14 protein-coding genes and 1 tRNA gene are annotated in these 17,874 nt (G+C 70.0%); 11 read left to right on the forward strand and 4 right to left on the reverse strand.

From position 1 onward, the window contains the following. Positions 1-52: 52 nt before the first annotated feature. Positions 53-1,654 (reverse strand): beta-N-acetylhexosaminidase, encoded by a 1,602-nt coding sequence (locus ACH4DZ_RS07375; protein ID WP_398285975.1) that lies wholly within the window; start codon positions 1,652-1,654, stop codon positions 53-55. 62 nt (positions 1,655-1,716) lie between these two features. Here ACH4DZ_RS07375 and ACH4DZ_RS07380 point away from each other — a divergent pair, with 62 nt between their 5' ends. Further along, positions 1,717-2,574 carry a DUF4429 domain-containing protein gene (locus ACH4DZ_RS07380; protein WP_398285976.1) on the forward strand — a complete coding sequence of 286 codons (858 nt, stop codon included), beginning with the start codon at positions 1,717-1,719 and terminating at the stop codon, positions 2,572-2,574. Positions 2,575-2,952: 378 nt separating this feature from the next. Here ACH4DZ_RS07380 and ACH4DZ_RS07385 read toward each other — a convergent pair whose 3' ends face one another. After that, on the reverse strand, positions 2,953-4,539 hold the full coding sequence (locus ACH4DZ_RS07385) for a fibronectin type III domain-containing protein (protein WP_398286229.1): 1,587 nt from the start codon (positions 4,537-4,539) through the stop codon (positions 2,953-2,955). 163 nt (positions 4,540-4,702) lie between these two features. On the opposite strand from ACH4DZ_RS07385, the gene ACH4DZ_RS07390 reads away from it, so the two are divergent. Continuing rightward, the gene (locus ACH4DZ_RS07390; protein WP_398285977.1) at positions 4,703-4,960 is read left to right on the forward strand and encodes a hypothetical protein; all 258 of its coding nucleotides are present in this window, start codon (positions 4,703-4,705) and stop codon (positions 4,958-4,960) included. Between the two features lie 12 nt (positions 4,961-4,972). Continuing rightward, complete coding sequence (glmS, locus tag ACH4DZ_RS07395) at positions 4,973-6,790, forward strand: glutamine--fructose-6-phosphate transaminase (isomerizing) (protein ID WP_398285978.1); 1,818 nt, start codon at positions 4,973-4,975, stop codon at positions 6,788-6,790. A gap of 432 nt (positions 6,791-7,222) precedes the next feature. On the opposite strand, the gene ACH4DZ_RS07400 is transcribed toward glmS, so the two are convergent. After that, on the reverse strand, positions 7,223-7,747 hold the full coding sequence (locus ACH4DZ_RS07400) for a universal stress protein (RefSeq protein ID WP_107016076.1): 525 nt from the start codon (positions 7,745-7,747) through the stop codon (positions 7,223-7,225). Between the two features lie 652 nt (positions 7,748-8,399). Between ACH4DZ_RS07400 and ACH4DZ_RS07405 the strand changes: the two genes are divergently transcribed. From ACH4DZ_RS07405 to ACH4DZ_RS07420, 4 genes are all read left to right on the forward strand, one after another. Further along, on the forward strand, positions 8,400-8,675 hold the full coding sequence (locus tag ACH4DZ_RS07405) for a hypothetical protein (protein WP_398286230.1): 276 nt from the start codon (positions 8,400-8,402) through the stop codon (positions 8,673-8,675). A 377-nt stretch (positions 8,676-9,052) separates the two neighbouring features. Beyond that, a complete protein-coding gene (locus tag ACH4DZ_RS07410) occupies positions 9,053-10,285 on the forward strand; it encodes a helix-turn-helix domain-containing protein (RefSeq protein WP_398285979.1) in 1,233 nt (410 codons plus the stop codon). Between the two features lie 246 nt (positions 10,286-10,531). Next, positions 10,532-11,134, forward strand: a complete 603-nt coding sequence (gene orn, locus ACH4DZ_RS07415; RefSeq protein ID WP_398285980.1) for an oligoribonuclease — start codon at positions 10,532-10,534, stop codon at positions 11,132-11,134. A 107-nt stretch (positions 11,135-11,241) separates the two neighbouring features. Then, a tRNA-His gene (locus ACH4DZ_RS07420) sits at positions 11,242-11,314 on the forward strand. 92 nt (positions 11,315-11,406) lie between these two features. On the opposite strand, the gene ACH4DZ_RS07425 is transcribed toward ACH4DZ_RS07420, so the two are convergent. Continuing rightward, positions 11,407-12,462, reverse strand: a complete 1,056-nt coding sequence (locus ACH4DZ_RS07425; RefSeq protein WP_398285981.1) for a LacI family DNA-binding transcriptional regulator — start codon at positions 12,460-12,462, stop codon at positions 11,407-11,409. A 424-nt stretch (positions 12,463-12,886) separates the two neighbouring features. Between ACH4DZ_RS07425 and ACH4DZ_RS07430 the strand changes: the two genes are divergently transcribed. The 4 genes from ACH4DZ_RS07430 (at position 12,887) to ACH4DZ_RS07445 (ending at position 17,804) form a co-directional block, all read left to right on the forward strand. Continuing rightward, positions 12,887-14,209 carry an ABC transporter substrate-binding protein gene (locus tag ACH4DZ_RS07430; RefSeq protein ID WP_398285982.1) on the forward strand — a complete coding sequence of 441 codons (1,323 nt, stop codon included), beginning with the start codon at positions 12,887-12,889 and terminating at the stop codon, positions 14,207-14,209. Then, complete coding sequence (locus ACH4DZ_RS07435) at positions 14,206-15,234, forward strand: carbohydrate ABC transporter permease (protein WP_398285983.1); 1,029 nt, start codon at positions 14,206-14,208, stop codon at positions 15,232-15,234. Before ACH4DZ_RS07430 ends, ACH4DZ_RS07435 begins: the two co-directional genes overlap by 4 nt. Beyond that, positions 15,231-16,148, forward strand: coding sequence for a carbohydrate ABC transporter permease (locus ACH4DZ_RS07440; RefSeq protein ID WP_398285984.1), 918 nt, complete (start codon positions 15,231-15,233; stop codon positions 16,146-16,148). Before ACH4DZ_RS07435 ends, ACH4DZ_RS07440 begins: the two co-directional genes overlap by 4 nt. A gap of 225 nt (positions 16,149-16,373) precedes the next feature. After that, complete coding sequence (locus tag ACH4DZ_RS07445; RefSeq protein WP_398285985.1) at positions 16,374-17,804, forward strand: GH1 family beta-glucosidase; 1,431 nt, start codon at positions 16,374-16,376, stop codon at positions 17,802-17,804. Positions 17,805-17,874 lie beyond the last annotated feature (70 nt).

Consider the following 17,874-nt stretch of genomic DNA (forward strand, 5'->3'; position numbering starts at 1 on the left):
TACGGTCCCAGGGGGCGCCCACCGTCGTACCCGGTCACCTAGTGCCGCGGCACTAGCCTGCGGGCCAGGGCACTTGCGGTGACCGGTAGTAGTCGATGCCCAGCGCGTCCCACCTCGGTGCCTGGGCCGCGAGCCGCACCTTGTAGGCGTCCCAGTCGTGCGTCGAGGCGGGCGACCAGCCCAGCTCGGCCACGCCCGGCAGGCGCGGGAACGCCATGTACTCGATGTGCTTCGAGGTCGACAGGGTCTCCGTCCACAGCGGCGCCTCGACCCCCCGGACGGCCGAACCGGGCACGCCCGGGAGGTAGTTGCCCGGATCCCAGTCGTACGACCGCCGCACTTCCACGAGCCCGGCCCAGGCCTGGCCGAGAGGCGTGTCGGCGGTGTACTTCATGTCGAGATACACGCGGTCGGCGGGCGAGAGGACGATCCCCGTACCGCCGCGCGCGGCTGCCGCGACCTGCTCCTTCTCGGCGGCGCTCGTGCCGTCGAGACCCCAGTACTGGGCCAGCGCGCCCTTCGCCGGACCCGCCCCGGTCAGCTGGTGCCAGCCCATCACGGACTTCCCGTACTTGGCGACGATCGGCTGGACCTTCTCCATGAAGGCCACATAGTCCTCGTGGCTGGTGGAGTGCGCCTCGTCACCGCCTATGTGGAGGTACTTGCCCGGTGTGAGCGCGGCCAGTTCGCGAATGACGTCGTCCACGAAGTCGTACGTCACCGGCTTGTCGACGCACAGCGAACTGAAGCCGACCTCGGTACCGGTGTAGAGCGGCGGGGCGACACCGTCGCAGTTCAGCTCGGCGTACGAGGCGAGCGCCGCGTTGGTGTGTCCGGGCATGTCGATCTCGGGAACGACCTCCAGATGCCGCGAGGCGGCGTACCGCACGAGGTCCGTGTACTGGGCCTTCGTGTAGTGCCCGCCGGGCCCGCCGCCACCGACCTGCGTGGAGCCGCCGTACGTGGCGAGCCGCGGCCAGGAGTCGACGGCGATGCGCCAGCCCTGGTCGTCGCTGAGGTGCAGGTGCAGTGTGTTGATCTTGTAGAGGGCCAGCTGGTCGATGTAGCGCTTGACCTGGTCCACGGTGAAGAAGTGCCGGGAGACGTCCAGCATCGCGCCGCGGTAGCCGTAGCGGGGGGTGTCCGTGATCGTGCCGCCGGCGACGGCCCAGGGACCCGGCTGCTTCGAGTCCCTCTCGACGGCGGCGGGCAGGAGTTGCCGCAGGGTCTGCACGCCGTGGAACAGCCCGGCGGGTGCGCGGGCGGTGATCGTGACAGCACCCTTGCCGCTCGTCAGCCGGTAGCCCTCGGTGCCGAGCCCGGCGGTGCCCTTCCGGCTGATCCGGAGCCGGATGCCGTCGCCGCCCGGGTCGTCGGTGACGGGAAGCCGGTAGCCGGTCGACGGCCGCAGCACACCGGCGAGATACGAGCCGACGTCATGGACCTTCTTCGAGCGGTCCACGCGGATGCGCGTACCGCTCGTGATCCGGTACGGGGAGCCGCCCGGGTCGACCGAGGCGGGCGCCGGGACGACCCGGCCGAGCGGAGTGACTGTGCGGTCGGGCGCGGAGGGTGCCGCGCCGACCACGGAGATACCGGCGGCTGCCACGAGCAGCAGCGTACCGAGCAGGCGGGGCGTTCTGTGCTGTCTCACATGCGCTCCCTTCGAATGGGTATAGACCACTCTCCCGCAGAGCCGGTGAAACAATCCCCCTCATGGCGGAAATCATCCAGCGGGACGGCACGTGGACCTTCGACGGCGACGCCCTGCGACTGGTGCCGGGCCGCGACAGGAACGTGGGCGTGCTGCGCAAGTCCCTGGGTGAACTGGCGGTACCGCTGGGCGCGTTGGCGGGGATCTCGTTCGAGCACGGCAAGAAGTCCGGCCGGCTCAGGCTGCGGCTGCGGGACGGCGCGGACCCGCTGCTGCACGCGACCGGGGGCAGACTCACGGATGCCTCCGACCCCTACCAGTTGACCGTCGACTCGGACCGCTACGGCGTCGCCGAGTACTTCGTGGACGAGATCCGCAACGCGCTGCTTCTGGACGAGGTGCCGGCCACCGCCGTCGACCGCTATCTGCTGCCTGGCCCGGCCGTGCCGCTGTCGGTCTCCGCCGGTGACGGCACCGCGAGCTTCGACGGGGAGCAGGTCCGGCTGGAGTGGAACTGGAAGACGGAGGAGGCGAAGTCGGCCGCGGGTGCCCGTGCCCTCGCCCTCGCCGACATCCAGGCCGTGGAGTGGCAGCCCTCTGTCGGCCTGGAGAACGGGCATCTCCGCTTCACCGTGCGGGGCGCCCCTACGAAGGCCCCGCCGAAGTACGACCCCAACTCCGTCGAACTGTGGGGCTTCAAGAAGGACCCCCTGATGGCGCTGGTCGCGGCGGCGGTCCAGGCCCGCCTCCCCCACCCGGCGGCTCCGGTGTCCGCTCCCGCGAAGCAACTCACCCCGACGGAGGTCGACCACGACGCCCTCCTGCGCCGCCTCCGCGAACTGGGCGACCTGCGCAGCGCGGGCGTCCTGACGGAGGAGGAATTCACCTTGGCCAAACGAGCGATCCTACGCGGAATGTAACCCACCTGCGGCCCCGGCGGGGCCCGACCGCGCAGTTCCCCGCGCCCCTTAAAGCAGGGCTGCGCCCCTGCCCATGTCGCGGGCCGGGTGCGGGCCGGTGGGGGTCGGCCGCGCCGTTCCCCGCGCCCCTTAAAGCGGGGCTGCGCCCCTGCTTTGGGGGCGGGGGCCGCGGATGATCGTGGGGTCGCGGACGACGTCACACCCCCGCCCCCCACCCCCCCCAGGGGCGCGGGGAACTGCGCGACAAGCCCCCACCGGCCCGCACCCGCCACACACCGGAGGGCAGGGCGCAGCCCGCCCCGAGGGGCGCGGGGAACTGCGCGGCCGGCCCCCACCCACCCGCAGCCAACAAACAGCCTCACCCAGCGGAGCGAACCGTCACCGCACGCGCCGCGCCACAGTGAACCGGTCCACTTCCTCCCCGGTCTCGGCGATCCCCGTAACCCTCAGCGTCGCAAGCCGCCCCCGCGCAGCCGGAGCGACATCCACCCGCAAGAACGAGTAGTCCAGATACCGCACCCGCGACCACGCGACGGTCTCCTTCTCCCGCCCACCGTCCGCGAGGCACACGAACGACGACACCGAGTCGTTCTCCTTCACATGCCCCTCGTACGACTCGTCCGCACTGAACGCGTACAGACTCCGCCCCGCCGCCCCCGCGGTCACGTACACGACCCCGTCCGTCTCGGGATACGCGGTCCCCCCGATCGGCAACTCCTTGGCGACCGCGTTCCCCTTGAGGACATCGGTCCGCTCGTACACATGGTTGTGCCCGTTGATCACCAGATCGACGGTGTACTTCTCGAACAGCGGCACCCACTCCTGCCGCACCCCGCCCTCGGAGGCATGCGCGGTGGACGTGCAGTACGCGCAGTGGTGGAAGAAGACGACGACGAAGTCGATCCCCTTCGCGGCCCGGTACTTCTTGAGCTGCGCCTCCAGCCACTTGGTCTGCGTACCGCCGGAGATCCCGAGGTTGGCCGGGATCTCGAAGGAGATGTCGTTGGCGTCGAGCGAGATGACCGCCGTGTTGCCGTGCACGAAGGTGTAGACGCCGGGCAGGTTCTTCTTGTCGGGCCCGTTCCCGGGAAGCCGCCAGCGGGCCTCCTCACCGCCGTAGCCGTTCGGGGAGTACCAGGCCTCCATGTCGTGGTTGCCGTACGACACCATCCACGGCACCTGCTTGGCCACCGACTCGGTCTGCGCGAGGAACTGGTCCCAGGTCCGCGAGTCGTACCCGGTGTCCTCCTTCTTGCCCATGCCGGACGGATCCGCGTACGCGATGTCACCGGCGTGCAGGTGGAACGCCGGACCCTGCGCCAGGATCAGGCTGTCGTTGGCGAGCCCGTGGTAGCTGACGCCCTGGTCACCGAAGGCGGTGAAGGTGAACGGCTCGGCGTGCGCGGGCGCGGTGGTGAAGGTCCCGATCGTGCCCGCGAACCGCGGCTCCGCCGGATCGAAGCCCTCGTGCCCAACGCCGTAGTAATACGTGCGCCCGGGCCGCAGCCGGCTCAGCTCGGCGTGCAGGTAGTACTGCGTGTGGTCGCCGCTCGCCCCCACCCCGGCGGGGGTGAAGAGGGTGCGGACCTCGGCCTCGATCTTCCGGGAGAGGTCCCACGGATGGGCACCGACCCGGATGTACGGCTTGCGCACGGCGACCGGAACCTGCCAGGAGACGGTCATCTCGGTCCGCGCGTCGGCCCCGTACGCGAGGTGCCGGCCGAAGGGCGCGACGAGAGCCCCGTCGACCCTCTCGGCAGCGGAGGCCGACGCGGTTCCGACCCCGCGGGCGGCCCCCGGCACGGCCGCTTGCGCGCTCACCCCCGGCAGAAACGCGCCACCCACGACGGCGCCCATGGTGACGGCCCCGCCTCTGATCATCGTGCGCCGGGAGAATCTGGAGTGCAGATACTCGTGCTGCTCGGCCATGCTCATCTTCTCGGCGAGCTGCTCGGGGATCCCCATACGTGGAATGTCCATGGCTTGAAAGGTGCTCCCGGCAACCATCTGTCCGCGGACCACAGGGTGAACAGGCCCCGAACAGGCTCCCATAAGAGTTTCAACAGCCTCTTGCCCGAAATCGGGCAGGATTCTTGCGATTGCCCGCGCTTTACCTCAGGATCAACGGGTGCACGACGACCTTGTAGATCACCTGACGCGCTCCTCGGCCCTCAGCCGGGGCGAGGCGCTGCGGGTGATCCAGGACGTGCTCGCCTACTTCGACGAGACGACGGAGGACTACGTCCGTCGCCGCCACCGGGAGCTCCAGGCACAGGGCCTGGTCAACTCGGCGATCTTCGAACGGATCACGGCGGACCTCGAATACCGCGCGGTCGCACCGCCCGAGCTCACGCTCCGGCAGGTGCGCCGCATCGTCTACGGCTAGGAACTTCTCTGTATGTGCGGAATCGTGGGTTACATCGGCAGGCGCGACGTGGCGCCGCTTCTCCTGGAAGGCCTGCAGCGCCTGGAGTACCGGGGCTACGACTCGGCCGGTCTCGTCGTGACGTCACCGAAGACGGCCGGTCTGAAGATGGTCAAGGCCAAGGGCCGCGTCCGTGACCTGGAGGCCCGCGTCCCCAAGCGCTTCGCCGGCACCACGGGCATCGCCCACACCCGCTGGGCCACGCACGGCGCCCCCTCGGACGAGAACGCGCACCCGCACATGTCGGCGGACAACAAGGTCGCGGTCGTCCACAACGGGATCATCGACAACGCCTCCGAACTGCGCAAGAAGCTGGAGGCGGAGGGCGTCGAGTTCCTCTCGGAGACCGACACCGAGGTCCTCACGCACCTCATCGCCCGCTCCCAGGCCGAGAAGCTGGAGGACAAGGTCCGCGAGACCCTCCGGCTGATCGAGGGCACGTACGGGATCGCCGTGATGCACGCCGACCACGCGGACCGCATCGTGGTGGCCCGCAACGGCTCCCCGGTCGTCCTGGGCATCGGCGAGAAGGAGATGTTCGTCGCCTCGGACATCGCCGCGCTGGTCACCCACACCCGTCAGATCGTCACCCTCGACGACGGCGAGATGGCGACGCTGAAGGCCGACGACTTCCGTACGTACACCACCGAGGGCACCCGTACGACGGCCGAGCCGACCACCGTGGAGTGGGAGGCCGCCTCGTACGACATGGGCGGCCACGACACGTACATGCACAAGGAGATCCACGAGCAGGCCGAGGCCGTGGACCGGGTGCTGCGCGGCCGGATCGACGACCGGTTCTCGACCGTGCACCTGGGCGGGCTGAACCTCGACGCCCGCGAGGCGCGCAAGATCCGCCGCGTGAAGATCCTGGGCTGCGGCACCTCGTACCACGCGGGCATGATCGGCGCCCAGATGATAGAGGAACTGGCCCGTATCCCCGCGGACGCCGAGCCCGCCTCGGAGTTCCGCTACCGCAACGCGGTCGTCGACCCCGACACGCTGTACGTGGCGGTGTCCCAGTCCGGTGAGACGTACGACGTCCTGGCCGCCGTGCAGGAGCTGAAGCGCAAGGGCGCCCGGGTCCTCGGCATCGTGAACGTGGTCGGTTCCGCGATCGCCCGCGAGGCCGACGGCGGCATGTACGTGCACGCCGGTCCCGAGGTCTGCGTCGTCTCCACCAAGTGCTTCACCAACACCACGGTCGCCTTCGCGCTGCTCGCCCTGCACCTGGGCCGCACCCGTGACCTGTCGGTCTCCGACGGCAAGCGGATCATCGAGGGCCTGCGCAAGCTGCCCGGCCAGATCACGGAGATCCTCGGCCAGGAGGACGAGATCAAGAAGCTGGCCGAGCAGTACGCCGAGGCCCGCTCGATGCTCTTCATCGGTCGCGTACGCGGCTATCCGGTGGCCCGCGAGGCCTCGCTGAAGCTGAAGGAGGTCTCGTACATCCACGCCGAGGCCTACCCCGCCTCGGAGCTGAAGCACGGCCCGCTCGCACTGATCGAGCCCGCGCTGCCGACGGTCGCCATCGTCCCGAACGACGACCTGCTGGAGAAGAACCGCGCGGCCCTGGAGGAGATCAAGGCCCGCAGCGGCAAGATCCTCGCCGTGGCCCACGACATCCAGGAGAAGGCCGACCAGACGATCCTCGTCCCGAAGAACGAGGACGAACTGGACCCGATCCTGATGGGCATCCCCCTCCAACTCCTCGCCTACCACACGGCCCTGGCCCTGGGCAGAGACATCGACAAGCCCCGCAACCTGGCAAAGTCGGTAACGGTGGAATAACCCACAAGGGACGCCCCCATAGGGGCGCGGGGAACGGCGCAATCTTTCGCCGTGAAGGGGCGCGGGGAACGGCGCAGTCTTTCGCTTGTCAGGGGCGCGGGGAACTGCGCAATCTTTTAAGGGGCGCGGGGAACTGCGCGACAATCCCCCACCGGGGCCCACAGAAGCGGCACAACCGAACGGACCCCCACGCGTCGCCACCAGACACGCGGGGGTCCGTTCACGCGCCGGGGCCGCCCAAAACCCCGGCCGGCTGCCCACCACCGGTAACCGTCACGCTCCGGCCGGCAGCACGCCGCACAACGACGGCAAACCTGCTGCCTATATGCCCTTCACAAGCACACAAACACATCTACGCATGAGTAGTTTTGCCGCGCCACGAAAGGGAGTTGCCGCGCCCCGGGGACGCATGTCACCTGGTACGGAACCGAGTTACGGAATGACGACCACAGGCCGCTGCGCCCGCTTGGCGAGCCGCCCCGCGACCGACCCGAAGATGCGCCCGACGATCCCGTGGGTCGACCCCACCACGATCGCGTCGGCCTCGTACTCCCGCCCCACCTCTTCGAGTTCGTGGCAGATGTCGCCACCGCGCTCGACGAGGATCCACGGAACCTCGGCCAGATACTCCGCACAGGCCAGTTCCAGCCCGAGCACCTCGGTGCGGTGGTCCGGCACGTCGACGAAGACGGGCGGCTCGCAGCCGGCCCACACCGTGGTGGGCAGCCGGTTCGCGACGTGCACGATGATCAGGCCGGATCCGGAGCGGCAGGCCATGCCGATCGCGTACGCGAGGGCGCGCTCGCTGGATGTCGAGCCGTCGAAGCCCACGACGACACCGTGCTTGAAGGCTGGGTCGCAGGACTGGCGTGTCTCTTCCGCCGCCAAGGGCTCGGCCGCCGTGTGATCGGCGACGGGGCGCTTGCGGTCCGCGGGTTCGAATTCGTGACCGGCCATGGGTGTCTCGGCGTTCGGATCCTCTTGGGTGGGCCGACAGGAGCTGCGGAGCTGTGTCCGGGAATCATCTTCCCAACCCCATACCCCCAAGGGTACGGCGCGACGCCTCCTCTGCCCAGATCCCGCTCTCGCCGCGGGAGGGTTCCCCGGAGCATGCCCGAGAGGATGCCCGTAACGCAATGGTTGCTGCCCCGTACAGCCGTTTTACACAGCGTCCCCCCAGCCGGCCCACCAAGGAAGGACCACGGCGAACGGCGCAATCCTCAAGGGGGACAGCCCCCAAGGGGCGCGAGGAACGGCGCGCCCAGCCCCCACCGGACCGGCACCCGCCCCCCGACCCCCGCGCCCCGCACCCCGGCCCGGAGCCCTTGAGGGGCGCGGGGAACTGCGCGAACGCCCCCACCGCACCCGCACCCGCCACCCACCCCCAGAGACGCAGCCCGAAGCCCGGAGCCCGGCCCCCCAGGGGAACCGAAACGCTCCCCGTGACCGCCCGCTCGAACAAGCGTTGAACCCAGGTACCCCACCCCCCAGGGAGGAGCCCACCGTGCCCGGCCGCAACACGACCGCACCCCACCCTCCCGTCGGCAGCGGCAGAGGCAGAGGCAGCAGCAGCAGCGGAAAAGGCACCGCACAGGACACGGCCACGGACGTGGTCCGCTGGGCGGCCTTCAGCTGCGTCCTGGTTCCGGTCGTCCTCGTCGGGTACGGGACCTCACTGGCGGGCGCGACCGGCACGGCCCTGGGCCTCGCCGCGGTGACGGGCGCCTGCCGGGTACTGCTGCGCCGCTCCGAGCGCGGCGCGGCGCAACTGCGCGCGGCGGAGCGGACACCGCATCATGTGCAGCACGGCAGGGCCGACACCGGCGACTGTCACGGCGACCGCCACGGAGGCCGTCACGCCGGTGGAAATACGCCGGTTGACTGACCGGTTTGTGCGCACGCGCCCGCTGCTTTTCAGCCAACTTCCATACCCTGCGTACCCCTTGGCCGAACCACCCCCCAACCCCCGTTCGACCTGCACCGAAAGGGTCCAGTAGGGTGCCCGCACCCTACTGGGACCGGCCACGGGGACGAGGCGCACTTCCCTGTGCGGCCCACGAGTGCAACGCTTCGTGATCGAATGCTTCACGCCAAGTTGCCATGTCGACAATCTGCCGAGTGCTGAACTGGCCACCTCGGCACCACACGACACAGTAGATTCGATCTTGACGTCTTACGGCGGGGGACTCGTGCAGGACCGAGGGGAAACGTGCAGGAGCGACACAACCGAGGAGCCGCGACCACCGAGGGGGGCTTAGCAGGATGAGCCACGACTCCACTGCCGCGCCGGAAGCCGCGGCCCGGAAACTTTCCGGGCGACGCCGCAAGGAGATCGTCGCGGTGCTGCTGTTCAGCGGCGGCCCCATCTTCGAGAGTTCCATACCGCTGTCGGTGTTCGGCATCGACCGCCAGGACGCCGGCGTACCGCGGTATCGACTACTGGTGTGCGCCGGTGAGGATGGCCCACTGCGGACCACAGGAGGCCTGGAACTCACCGCGCCCAACGGGCTGGAGGCGATCTCCCGTGCGGGCACCGTTGTCGTGCCCGCCTGGCGGTCGATCACCTCACCGCCACCGGAGGAGGCGCTCGACGCGCTGCGCCGGGCACATGAGGAGGGCGCCCGCATAGTCGGGCTGTGCACCGGCGCCTTCGTGCTCGCCGCGGCCGGACTGCTGGACGGCCGTCCGGCGACCACACACTGGATGTACGCGCCGACGCTGGCCAAGCGCTATCCGTCGGTGCATGTCGATCCCCGCGAGCTGTTCGTGGACGACGGCGACGTGCTGACGTCGGCGGGCACCGCGGCGGGGATCGACCTCTGTCTGCACATAGTGCGGACGGACCACGGGAACGAGGCGGCCGGGGCACTGGCCCGCCGACTGGTGGTCCCGCCCCGGCGCAGTGGCGGCCAGGAGCGCTATCTCGATCGGTCTTTACCGGAGGAGATCGGCGCCGACCCGCTCGCGGAGGTCGTCGCCTGGGCACTGGAGCACCTCCACGAACAGTTCGACGTGGAGACGCTGGCGGCACGCGCGTACATGAGCAGGCGTACGTTCGACCGCCGGTTCCGCTCGCTCACCGGGAGCGCTCCCCTGCAGTGGCTGATCACGCAGCGGGTGCTCCAGGCGCAGCGGCTCCTGGAGACGTCCGACTACTCGGTGGACGAGGTCGCGGGCCGTTGCGGCTTCCGTTCGCCGGTGGCGCTGCGCGGGCACTTCCGCCGCCAGCTCGGCTCCTCCCCGGCGGCGTACCGCGCCGCGTACCGGGCGCGCCGCCCGCAGGGTGAGAAGCAGAGCGACCCGGACGGGCCGCCACCACCGGCGCCGCCGGTGCTCCAGCAGGAGGCGCCCGTGCCGTTCCAGACCCGTCGCACAGCGGCCGCTCACGCGGTCGGCGCGGCTGCCTCGTCCCTCTCCACGGACGCGGGCCGCCCGGGCGCTGAGCTGTACGCGGCAGGGCGGCACAGCCTGCCGGGCCAGCGGAGCGCGCCCTAGCCGATCGGCAACGCCGTACACCGGCCCCGGACCCCTACGGTCCGGGGCCGGCGCCGTTCGCGACCACCCATCGCCACGCCCCCGCCGGTCAGGGCCGCCGGAGCCGCGACGCCGGCCACGAACCCTCTGCCGCCCGGAGCCGGCGCCGTTCGCGGCCCCCCGCCCCGCCGGTCCGCCGCCCCACCGGTCGTGACTGCCGAGGTCCCGGGCCTGCCCGGGCGGGTGAGCGGGCCGTAGGGTGAGCCCATGAACGATCGCATGGTGTGGATCGACTGCGAGATGACCGGTCTCTCGCTGTCGGAGGACGCGCTCATCGAGGTGGCCGCGCTGGTGACCGACTCGGAGCTCAACGTGCTCGGCGAGGGGGTGGACATCGTGATCCGTCCGCCGGACGCCGCGCTGGAGACGATGCCGGAGGTGGTGCGCACCATGCACACGTCCTCCGGTCTCCTCGACGAGCTGGCCGCGGGCACGACCCTGGCCGCCGCGGAGGAGGAGGTCCTCTCCTACATCCGTGAGCACGTCAAGGAACCGGGCAAGGCCCCGCTGTGCGGGAACTCGGTGGGCACGGACCGCGGCTTCCTGCTGAGGGACATGGCGACCCTGGAGGCGTACCTCCACTACCGCATCGTGGACGTCTCCTCCGTGAAGGAGCTGGCCCGCCGCTGGTACCCCCGGGCGTACTTCAACAGTCCCGACAAGAACGGCAACCACCGGGCGCTGGCCGACATCCGCGAGTCGATCGCCGAGCTGCGCTACTACCGCGAGGCGATCTTCGTCCCGCAGCCCGGACCGGACTCGGACACGGCCCGTTCGATCGCCTCGAAGCACGTCCTGCCCGCCCGGTAGCCCCCGCCGTAAAGGCGGGAGCGAGCACCCCTTCGGACCCTGTACACTTTTTCTCGGCCGGTCGGTGAACCACATCAGGTGAACCACACGCAGGATTGCCGGTCATGGTGGGTGTAGCTCAGCTGGTAGAGCACCTGGTTGTGGTCCAGGATGCCGCGGGTTCAAGTCCCGTCACTCACCCTGATGACCAGAGGGCCGAACCGCGAAAGCGGTTCGGCCCTCTGGCGTTCCCGACCCTTTTCAGGGGCGCCGACCGCCACCCCCGCCCGCGTCTACGACGAGTGCCGCGCCACCAGCTCCGTGGGAAGCACCAGCTGCCGTCGCTCCAGGCCCCGGGAGACCGCCGGGCGGCGGTCCGCGATCTCGTCCATCAGCAGGCCGAGCATCGCGCGGCCCATGTCCTCGATCGGCTGGCGCACACTCGTCAGGGGCGGGTCCATGTGGCGGGCGATCGCCGAGTCGTCGTAGCCGACGAGGGCCACGTCGTCGGGTATGCGGCGCCCCACCTCGCGCAGGACCTGCCGGGCGCCGGCCGCCATCACGTCCGACCCGGCGAAGACCGCGTCCAGGGTCGGGCAGACGGAGAGCAGTTCCGTCATCGCGCGACGGCCGCCCTCCTCGGTGAAGTCCCCCGGCACGATGAGGCGTTCGTCGACCTCGTATCCCGCGTCGCGCAGCGCGGCGCGGTAGCCGTCGACGCGGCGCTGGGCACCGAACACGTCGAGGCGGCCCGCGAGGTGGGCTATGGTGCGCCGCCCCTGGGCCAGGAGGTGCTCGACGGCGAACCGGCCACCGCCGAAGTTGTCCGAGTCCACGGACGGCAGCGTCTCCTCCGCCGACCTGCGACCGCTGATCACGGCCGGGATCTCCAGCTGGGCCAGCAGGTCGGGCAGCGGGTCGTCCGCGTGGACCGAGACCAGCAGGACCCCGTCCACGCGGTGCGCCGCCAGGTACTGGGCCAGCCGGGCCCGCTCCCGGTCGCTGCCCGCGAAGATCAGCAGCAGCTGCATCTCGGTGTCGGAGAGGGCCGCGCCCACACCCCGCAGCATGTCGGAGAAGTACGGCTCCGCGAAGAAGCGGGTCTCGGGCTCGGGGACGACCAGGGCGATCGCGTCGGTGCGGTTGGCCGCCAGGGCCCGGGCGGCCGTGTTCGGCACGTAACCCAGTTCCGCGACCGCCGCCTCCACGGCCGCCCGGGTGGCGTCACTGACCCGCGGGGAGCCGTTGATCACTCGGGAGACCGTGCCGCGGCCCACCCCGGCGCGCGCGGCGACCTCTTCGAGGGTCGGCCTCCCGCCGCTCCGGCTCCGCGCTCCGTGGACTGCCATGGTCCGCCTCCCGTCCGACACGGTTGACACCGCGCTTGGCCTGGAATCTAACAGCCGTGATCGGGACCGGGCCCGCGGAGACGGTGCCTCCACTTTCCGGACGCCCTCCCCCGGCGCCCCCGGGACCACTCCGAAGCCGATCCGGAGCCTTCCCGAGGCCGTGCCGCAACCGTCGGAGACCTACTCTCGCCGTCTCCGCCCACGTTAGCTAACAGCCCGATAACTGAAGACACGTCACTGCGTCCTCTCCCTTGACACCCCCGCGCCGAGCGACGAACCTTCAACACATCACCTGTGGGAGCGCTCCCACAGTACCTGACACATACACATCCCGCACGTTCCCCGCCCGAGCCGCAGCATGAACAAACGGGCCCAACAACGCAGTTGGCCGGGGGGTCGGCACGTCAGGCAACAGGAGGACGCAATGCGCACGAGTACCCGCGGGTCCCGCAGGCTGATGGCCCTCGCGGCCGTGGCCGCGCTGACGACGGGGCTGCTCGCCGGCTGCGCCGAGGACTCGGACGACGGGTCGTCGGACTCTGACGGTGGCAGCGGCGGTGGCAAGACCACGCTGACCATCGGCACGTTCGGGGTCTTCGGCTACAAGCAGGCCGACCTCTACGACGAGTACATGAAGCAGAACCCCGACATCACGATCAAGGAGAACGTCACCACTCGTACGGACGTGTACTGGCCGAAGACGCTCACCCGTCTGCAGGCCGGTGCCGGCACCGACGACATCCAGGCCATCGAGGTCGGCAACGTCGCCGAGGCCGTCCAGACGCAGGGCGACAAGTTCGTCGACCTGGGCAAGGACGTCGACAAGTCCCAGTGGCTGGACTGGAAGACGGCGCAGGCCACCACCAAGGACGGCAAGACCATCGGGCTCGGCACCGACATCGGTCCGATGGCGGTCTGCTACCGCAAGGACCTCTTCAAGGCGGCGGGCCTGGAGACGGACCGCGTCAAGCTCGCCGAGCAGTGGAAGGGCGACTGGTCGAAGTACGTCGACGTCGGCAAGGACTACATGAAGAAGGCGCCCAAGGGCACCAAGTTCGTGGACTCCGCCTCCTCGGTCTACAACGCGGCGCTCGGTGGCGAGAGCGAGCGGTACTACGACAAGGACGGGAACGTCGTCTGGGACAAGTCCGCGGGGGTGAAGAAGGCCTGGGACGCCTCGATGGAGGTGGCGACCAGCAACATGTCGGCGAAGCTGAAGCAGTTCGACAAGCCGTGGGACCAGGGCTTCGCCAACGGCGGCTTCGCGACCGTGGCCTGCCCCGCGTGGATGCTGGGCTACATCCAGGAGAAGTCGGGTGACTCCGGCAAGGGCAAGTGGGACGTGGCGGCGGCGCCCACCGCGGCCAACTGGGGCGGCTCGTTCATCGGTGTGCCCACGGCGGGCAAGCACCAGAAGGAGGCCGTCGCGCTGGCGAAGTGGCTGACCGCCCCCGAGCAGCAGGCGAAGGTCTTCGGCAAGCAGGCGAGCTTCCCGTCCACCCCGTCGGCGTACGCGAGCCTGAAGCCGCAGGCCGCCACCACGACGTTCTTCTCGGACGCGCCGATCACGCAGATCTTCTCGGACTCGGCGAAGACCATCCCGACGCAGATCTTCGGCGTCAAGGACCAGCCGATCAACACCGCCATCTCGGACATCGGCATCCTGCAGGTCGAGCAGAAGGGCAAGACCCCGGACCAGGGCTGGGACGCGGCTTCCAAGGAGATCAAGGACGTGCTCGGCCAGTGACCAGCTCCAAGCAGGCTCTCGCGCGATCAGCGCCGAGCGCCGACGCCGCGCCCGGCTCCCAGCCGGGCGCGGCGCGCCGTGCTCACGGTCGCGGTACACCGCCCCCGGGCCCCGGCTCCTGGCGCAGCCGGCTGTACCGCTGGGACATGAAGGCGTCGCCGTACGCGTTCATCGCCCCCTTCTTCATCTTCTTCGGTGCCTTCGGGCTCATCCCGCTGCTGTACACGGCCTGGTACTCGCTGCACAACGTGCAGCTGTCCAACCTGGACCAGCAGACCTGGGTCGGCCTGGACAACTACCAGAACCTGATGTCCTCGGACTTCTTCTGGGGGGCGCTGCAGAACACCTTCACCATCGGTGTGATCTCGACCGTGCCGCAGCTGCTCATGGCGCTCGGCATCGCGCACCTGCTCAACTACAAGCTGCGGGGCTCGACCCTGTGGCGGGTCGTGATGCTCACCCCGTACGCCACCTCGGTGGCGGCGGCGACCCTGGTGTTCGTCCTGCTCTACTCGTGGGACGGCGGCATGATCAACTGGCTGCTGCACTTCGTCGGGGTGGACGCGATCAACTGGCGTGAGTCCACGTGGGGTTCGCAGTTCGCGGTCTCCTCGATCGTGATCTGGCGGTGGACCGGCTACAACGCGCTGATCTACCTCGCCGCGATGCAGGCGATCCCCGCCGACCTGTACGAGTCGGCGGCCCTGGACGGCGCGGGCCGCTGGCAGCAGTTCCGCCATGTGACGATCCCGATGCTGCGGCCCACCATCCTGTTCACCGTGGTCGTCTCCACGATCGGCGCGACGCAGCTGTTCGGTGAACCGCTCCTGTTCGGCGGGGTCAGCGGCTCCAAGGGCGGCTCCGAGCACCAGTACCAGACGCTCGGCCTGTACATGTACGACCAGGGCTGGATCATCGGCAACCTCGGCAAGGCGTCCGCGATCGCCTGGACGATGTTCCTGATCCTGCTGATCGTCGCCGCGATCAACCTGCTGGTCACCCGACGGCTGAGGAAGACCCAATGACCACAAGCGAATTGACGCCATCTCAGGCGCCGATGGACGCGGCCGAGAAGGCTGCCCGGGACGGTTCCGGACGGCGCCGGCTGATGGGCGCGGGCAAGCAGATGCACGCGGGTCCCGTCACCTATGTCGTGCTCGCGGTCTTCGCCCTCGTCTCGCTGGCGCCGCTGCTGTGGACCGTGGTCGCGGCCTCGCGCACCAATCAGCGGCTCGCCGAGACGCCGCCACCGCTGTGGATCGGCGGGAACCTCTTCAAGAACCTCCAGAGCGCGTGGGAGGAGGGGGGCCTCGGCACCGCGATGGTCAACAGCACGATCGTCGCCGGCACCATCACCGTCGGTACGGTCCTGTTCTCCACGCTCGCCGGTTTCGCCTTCGCCAAACTGCGGTTCAGGTTCTCGAACGTCCTGCTGCTGCTGACCATCGGCACGATGATGATCCCGCCGCAGCTGGCCGTCGTACCGCTGTATCTGTGGATGAGCGAGCTGGGCTGGTCGAACCAGCTGCAGACGGTCATCCTGCCGACCCTGGTCAGCGCCTTCGGTACGTTCTTCATGCGGCAGTACCTGATCCAGGCGCTGCCCAGTGAGCTGATCGAGGCGGCGCGGGTCGACGGGGCGAGCAGTCTGCGCATCGTGTGGCACGTCGTCTTCCCGGCGGCGCGGCCGGCGATGGCCGTGCTCGGACTGCTGACGTTCGTGATGGCCTGGAACGACTTCCTGTGGCCGATCATCGCGCTCAACCAGCAGAACCCCACCGTGCAGGTCGCCCTCAACTCGCTCGGCACGGGTTACGTCCCCGACCAGGCGGTGATCATGGCGGGCGCGCTCCTCGGCACCCTGCCGCTGCTCATCGCCTTCCTGCTGTTCGGCAAGCAGATCGTGGGCGGGATCATGCAGGGCGCGATCAAGGGCTGACCCGCCGCGCCCGAACCGGCGCCCGCACCCGTACCCGCCCCCACACCGACACGCACGCCCGACGGGGGCCGAGCCGCCGCCTCGCCCCCGTCCCGCACCCCGTACGCCCGGTACCTCGCACCTCCCGGTACCCAGCACCCCAGTACCTCATGACCCTCCGGTACCTCACATGCCTGGTCACATCACCCTGGTCTCCTACGACCTTCCTCCCATGGGAGCGCTTCCATGCCCGAGCCCGAAACGCCCGTGACCTTCCCGGCCGCCTTCCTCTGGGGCGCGGCGACCTCCGCGTACCAGATCGAGGGGGCGGTGCGGGAGGACGGCCGTACGCCCTCGATCTGGGACACCTTCAGCCATACGCCCGGCAAGACGGCGGGCGGTGAGAACGGCGACATCGCCAACGACCACTACCACCGCTACCGCGACGACGTGGCGATGATGGCGGACCTGGGCCTGACCGCGTACCGCTTCTCGGTGTCCTGGTCCCGGGTGCAGCCGACGGGCCGCGGGCCCGCGGTCCAGCGCGGTCTCGACTTCTACCGCCGCCTGGTCGACGAGCTGCTCTCCCACGGCATCAAGCCCGCCGTCACCCTCTACCACTGGGATCTCCCGCAGGAGCTGGAGGACGCGGGCGGCTGGCCCGAGCGCGACACCGCGCTGCGCTTCGCCGAGTACGCGCAGATCGTGGGCGAGGCGCTCGGAGACCGCGTCGAGCAGTGGATCACGCTCAACGAGCCCTGGTGCAGCGCGTTCCTCGGGTACGCGTCCGGTGTGCACGCCCCCGGCCGCACCGACCCGGAGGCGTCCCTGCGCGCGGCGCACCACCTCAACCTGGCGCACGGCCTGGGCACCAAGGCCCTGCGCACCGCGATGCCCGCGCGCAACACCATCGCGGTGAGCCTCAACTCCTCGGTGGTCAGGCCGCTGACCCGGGACCCGGCCGACCTGGCGGCGGTGCAGCGCATCGACGACCTGGCCAACGGCATCTTCCACGGCCCGATGCTGCACGGCGCGTACCCGGAGACCCTGCTCGCGGCGACGGCCCCGCTGACGGACTGGTCGTACGTGCGGGACGGCGATCTCGCCCTGATCAAGCAGCCGTTGGACGCGCTCGGCCTGAACTACTACACGCCGACACTGGTGGGTGCGGTGCGCCCGGACGCGTCCGGCCCGCGCGCGGACGGCCACGGGGCGAGTTCGTCCTCCCCCTGGCCGGGCGCGGACGACGTGGCCTTCCACCAGACTCCCGGTGAGCGCACCGAGATGGGCTGGACGATCGACCCGTCGGGCCTCCAGGACCTGATCATGCGCTACACCCGGGAGGTGCCGGGGCTGCCGCTGTACATCACGGAGAACGGCGCCGCCTACGACGACAAGCCGGACCCGGACGGCCGCGTCCACGACCCGGAGCGCATCGCGTATCTGCACGGGCACCTGCGCGCGGTCCGCCGCGCGATCACCGAGGGCGCGGACGTACGCGGCTACTACCTCTGGTCCCTGATGGACAACTTCGAGTGGGCGTACGGCTACGGCAAGCGCTTCGGCGCGGTGTACGTGGACTACGCGACGCAGGCGCGCACACCGAAGTCGAGCGCCCTGTGGTACCGCGAGGCGGCCCGCAGCGGGGAGCTGCCGCCGGTGAGCCCGGTCGAGTGACCGAGTAGACGCCCTTCCTGGGGGAAGCGGGCGGGGGCGGGGCGCGGCACATGTCGAGGGGAGTGCCGCG

It is taken from the genome of Streptomyces sp. NPDC017991 (genome assembly GCF_044328075.1).
Classification (GTDB): domain Bacteria; phylum Actinomycetota; class Actinomycetes; order Streptomycetales; family Streptomycetaceae; genus Streptomyces.

Excerpts from the sequence above, each read along its gene's own strand:
- ACH4DZ_RS07380 (WP_398285976.1), top strand. The coding sequence starts at position 1,717 with ATGGCGGAAATCATCCAGCGGGACGGCACGTGGACCTTCGACGGCGAC.
- ACH4DZ_RS07385 (WP_398286229.1), bottom strand. The coding sequence starts at position 4,539 with ATGGGGATCCCCGAGCAGCTCGCCGAGAAGATGAGCATGGCCGAGCAG.
- glmS (WP_398285978.1), top strand. The coding sequence starts at position 4,973 with ATGTGCGGAATCGTGGGTTACATCGGCAGGCGCGACGTGGCGCCGCTT.
- ACH4DZ_RS07400 (WP_107016076.1), bottom strand. The coding sequence starts at position 7,747 with ATGGCCGGTCACGAATTCGAACCCGCGGACCGCAAGCGCCCCGTCGCC.
- ACH4DZ_RS07410 (WP_398285979.1), top strand. The coding sequence starts at position 9,053 with ATGAGCCACGACTCCACTGCCGCGCCGGAAGCCGCGGCCCGGAAACTT.
- orn (WP_398285980.1), top strand. The coding sequence starts at position 10,532 with ATGAACGATCGCATGGTGTGGATCGACTGCGAGATGACCGGTCTCTCG.
- ACH4DZ_RS07425 (WP_398285981.1), bottom strand. The coding sequence starts at position 12,462 with ATGGCAGTCCACGGAGCGCGGAGCCGGAGCGGCGGGAGGCCGACCCTC.
- ACH4DZ_RS07430 (WP_398285982.1), top strand. The coding sequence starts at position 12,887 with ATGCGCACGAGTACCCGCGGGTCCCGCAGGCTGATGGCCCTCGCGGCC.
- ACH4DZ_RS07440 (WP_398285984.1), top strand. The coding sequence starts at position 15,231 with ATGACCACAAGCGAATTGACGCCATCTCAGGCGCCGATGGACGCGGCC.
- ACH4DZ_RS07445 (WP_398285985.1), top strand. The coding sequence starts at position 16,374 with ATGCCCGAGCCCGAAACGCCCGTGACCTTCCCGGCCGCCTTCCTCTGG.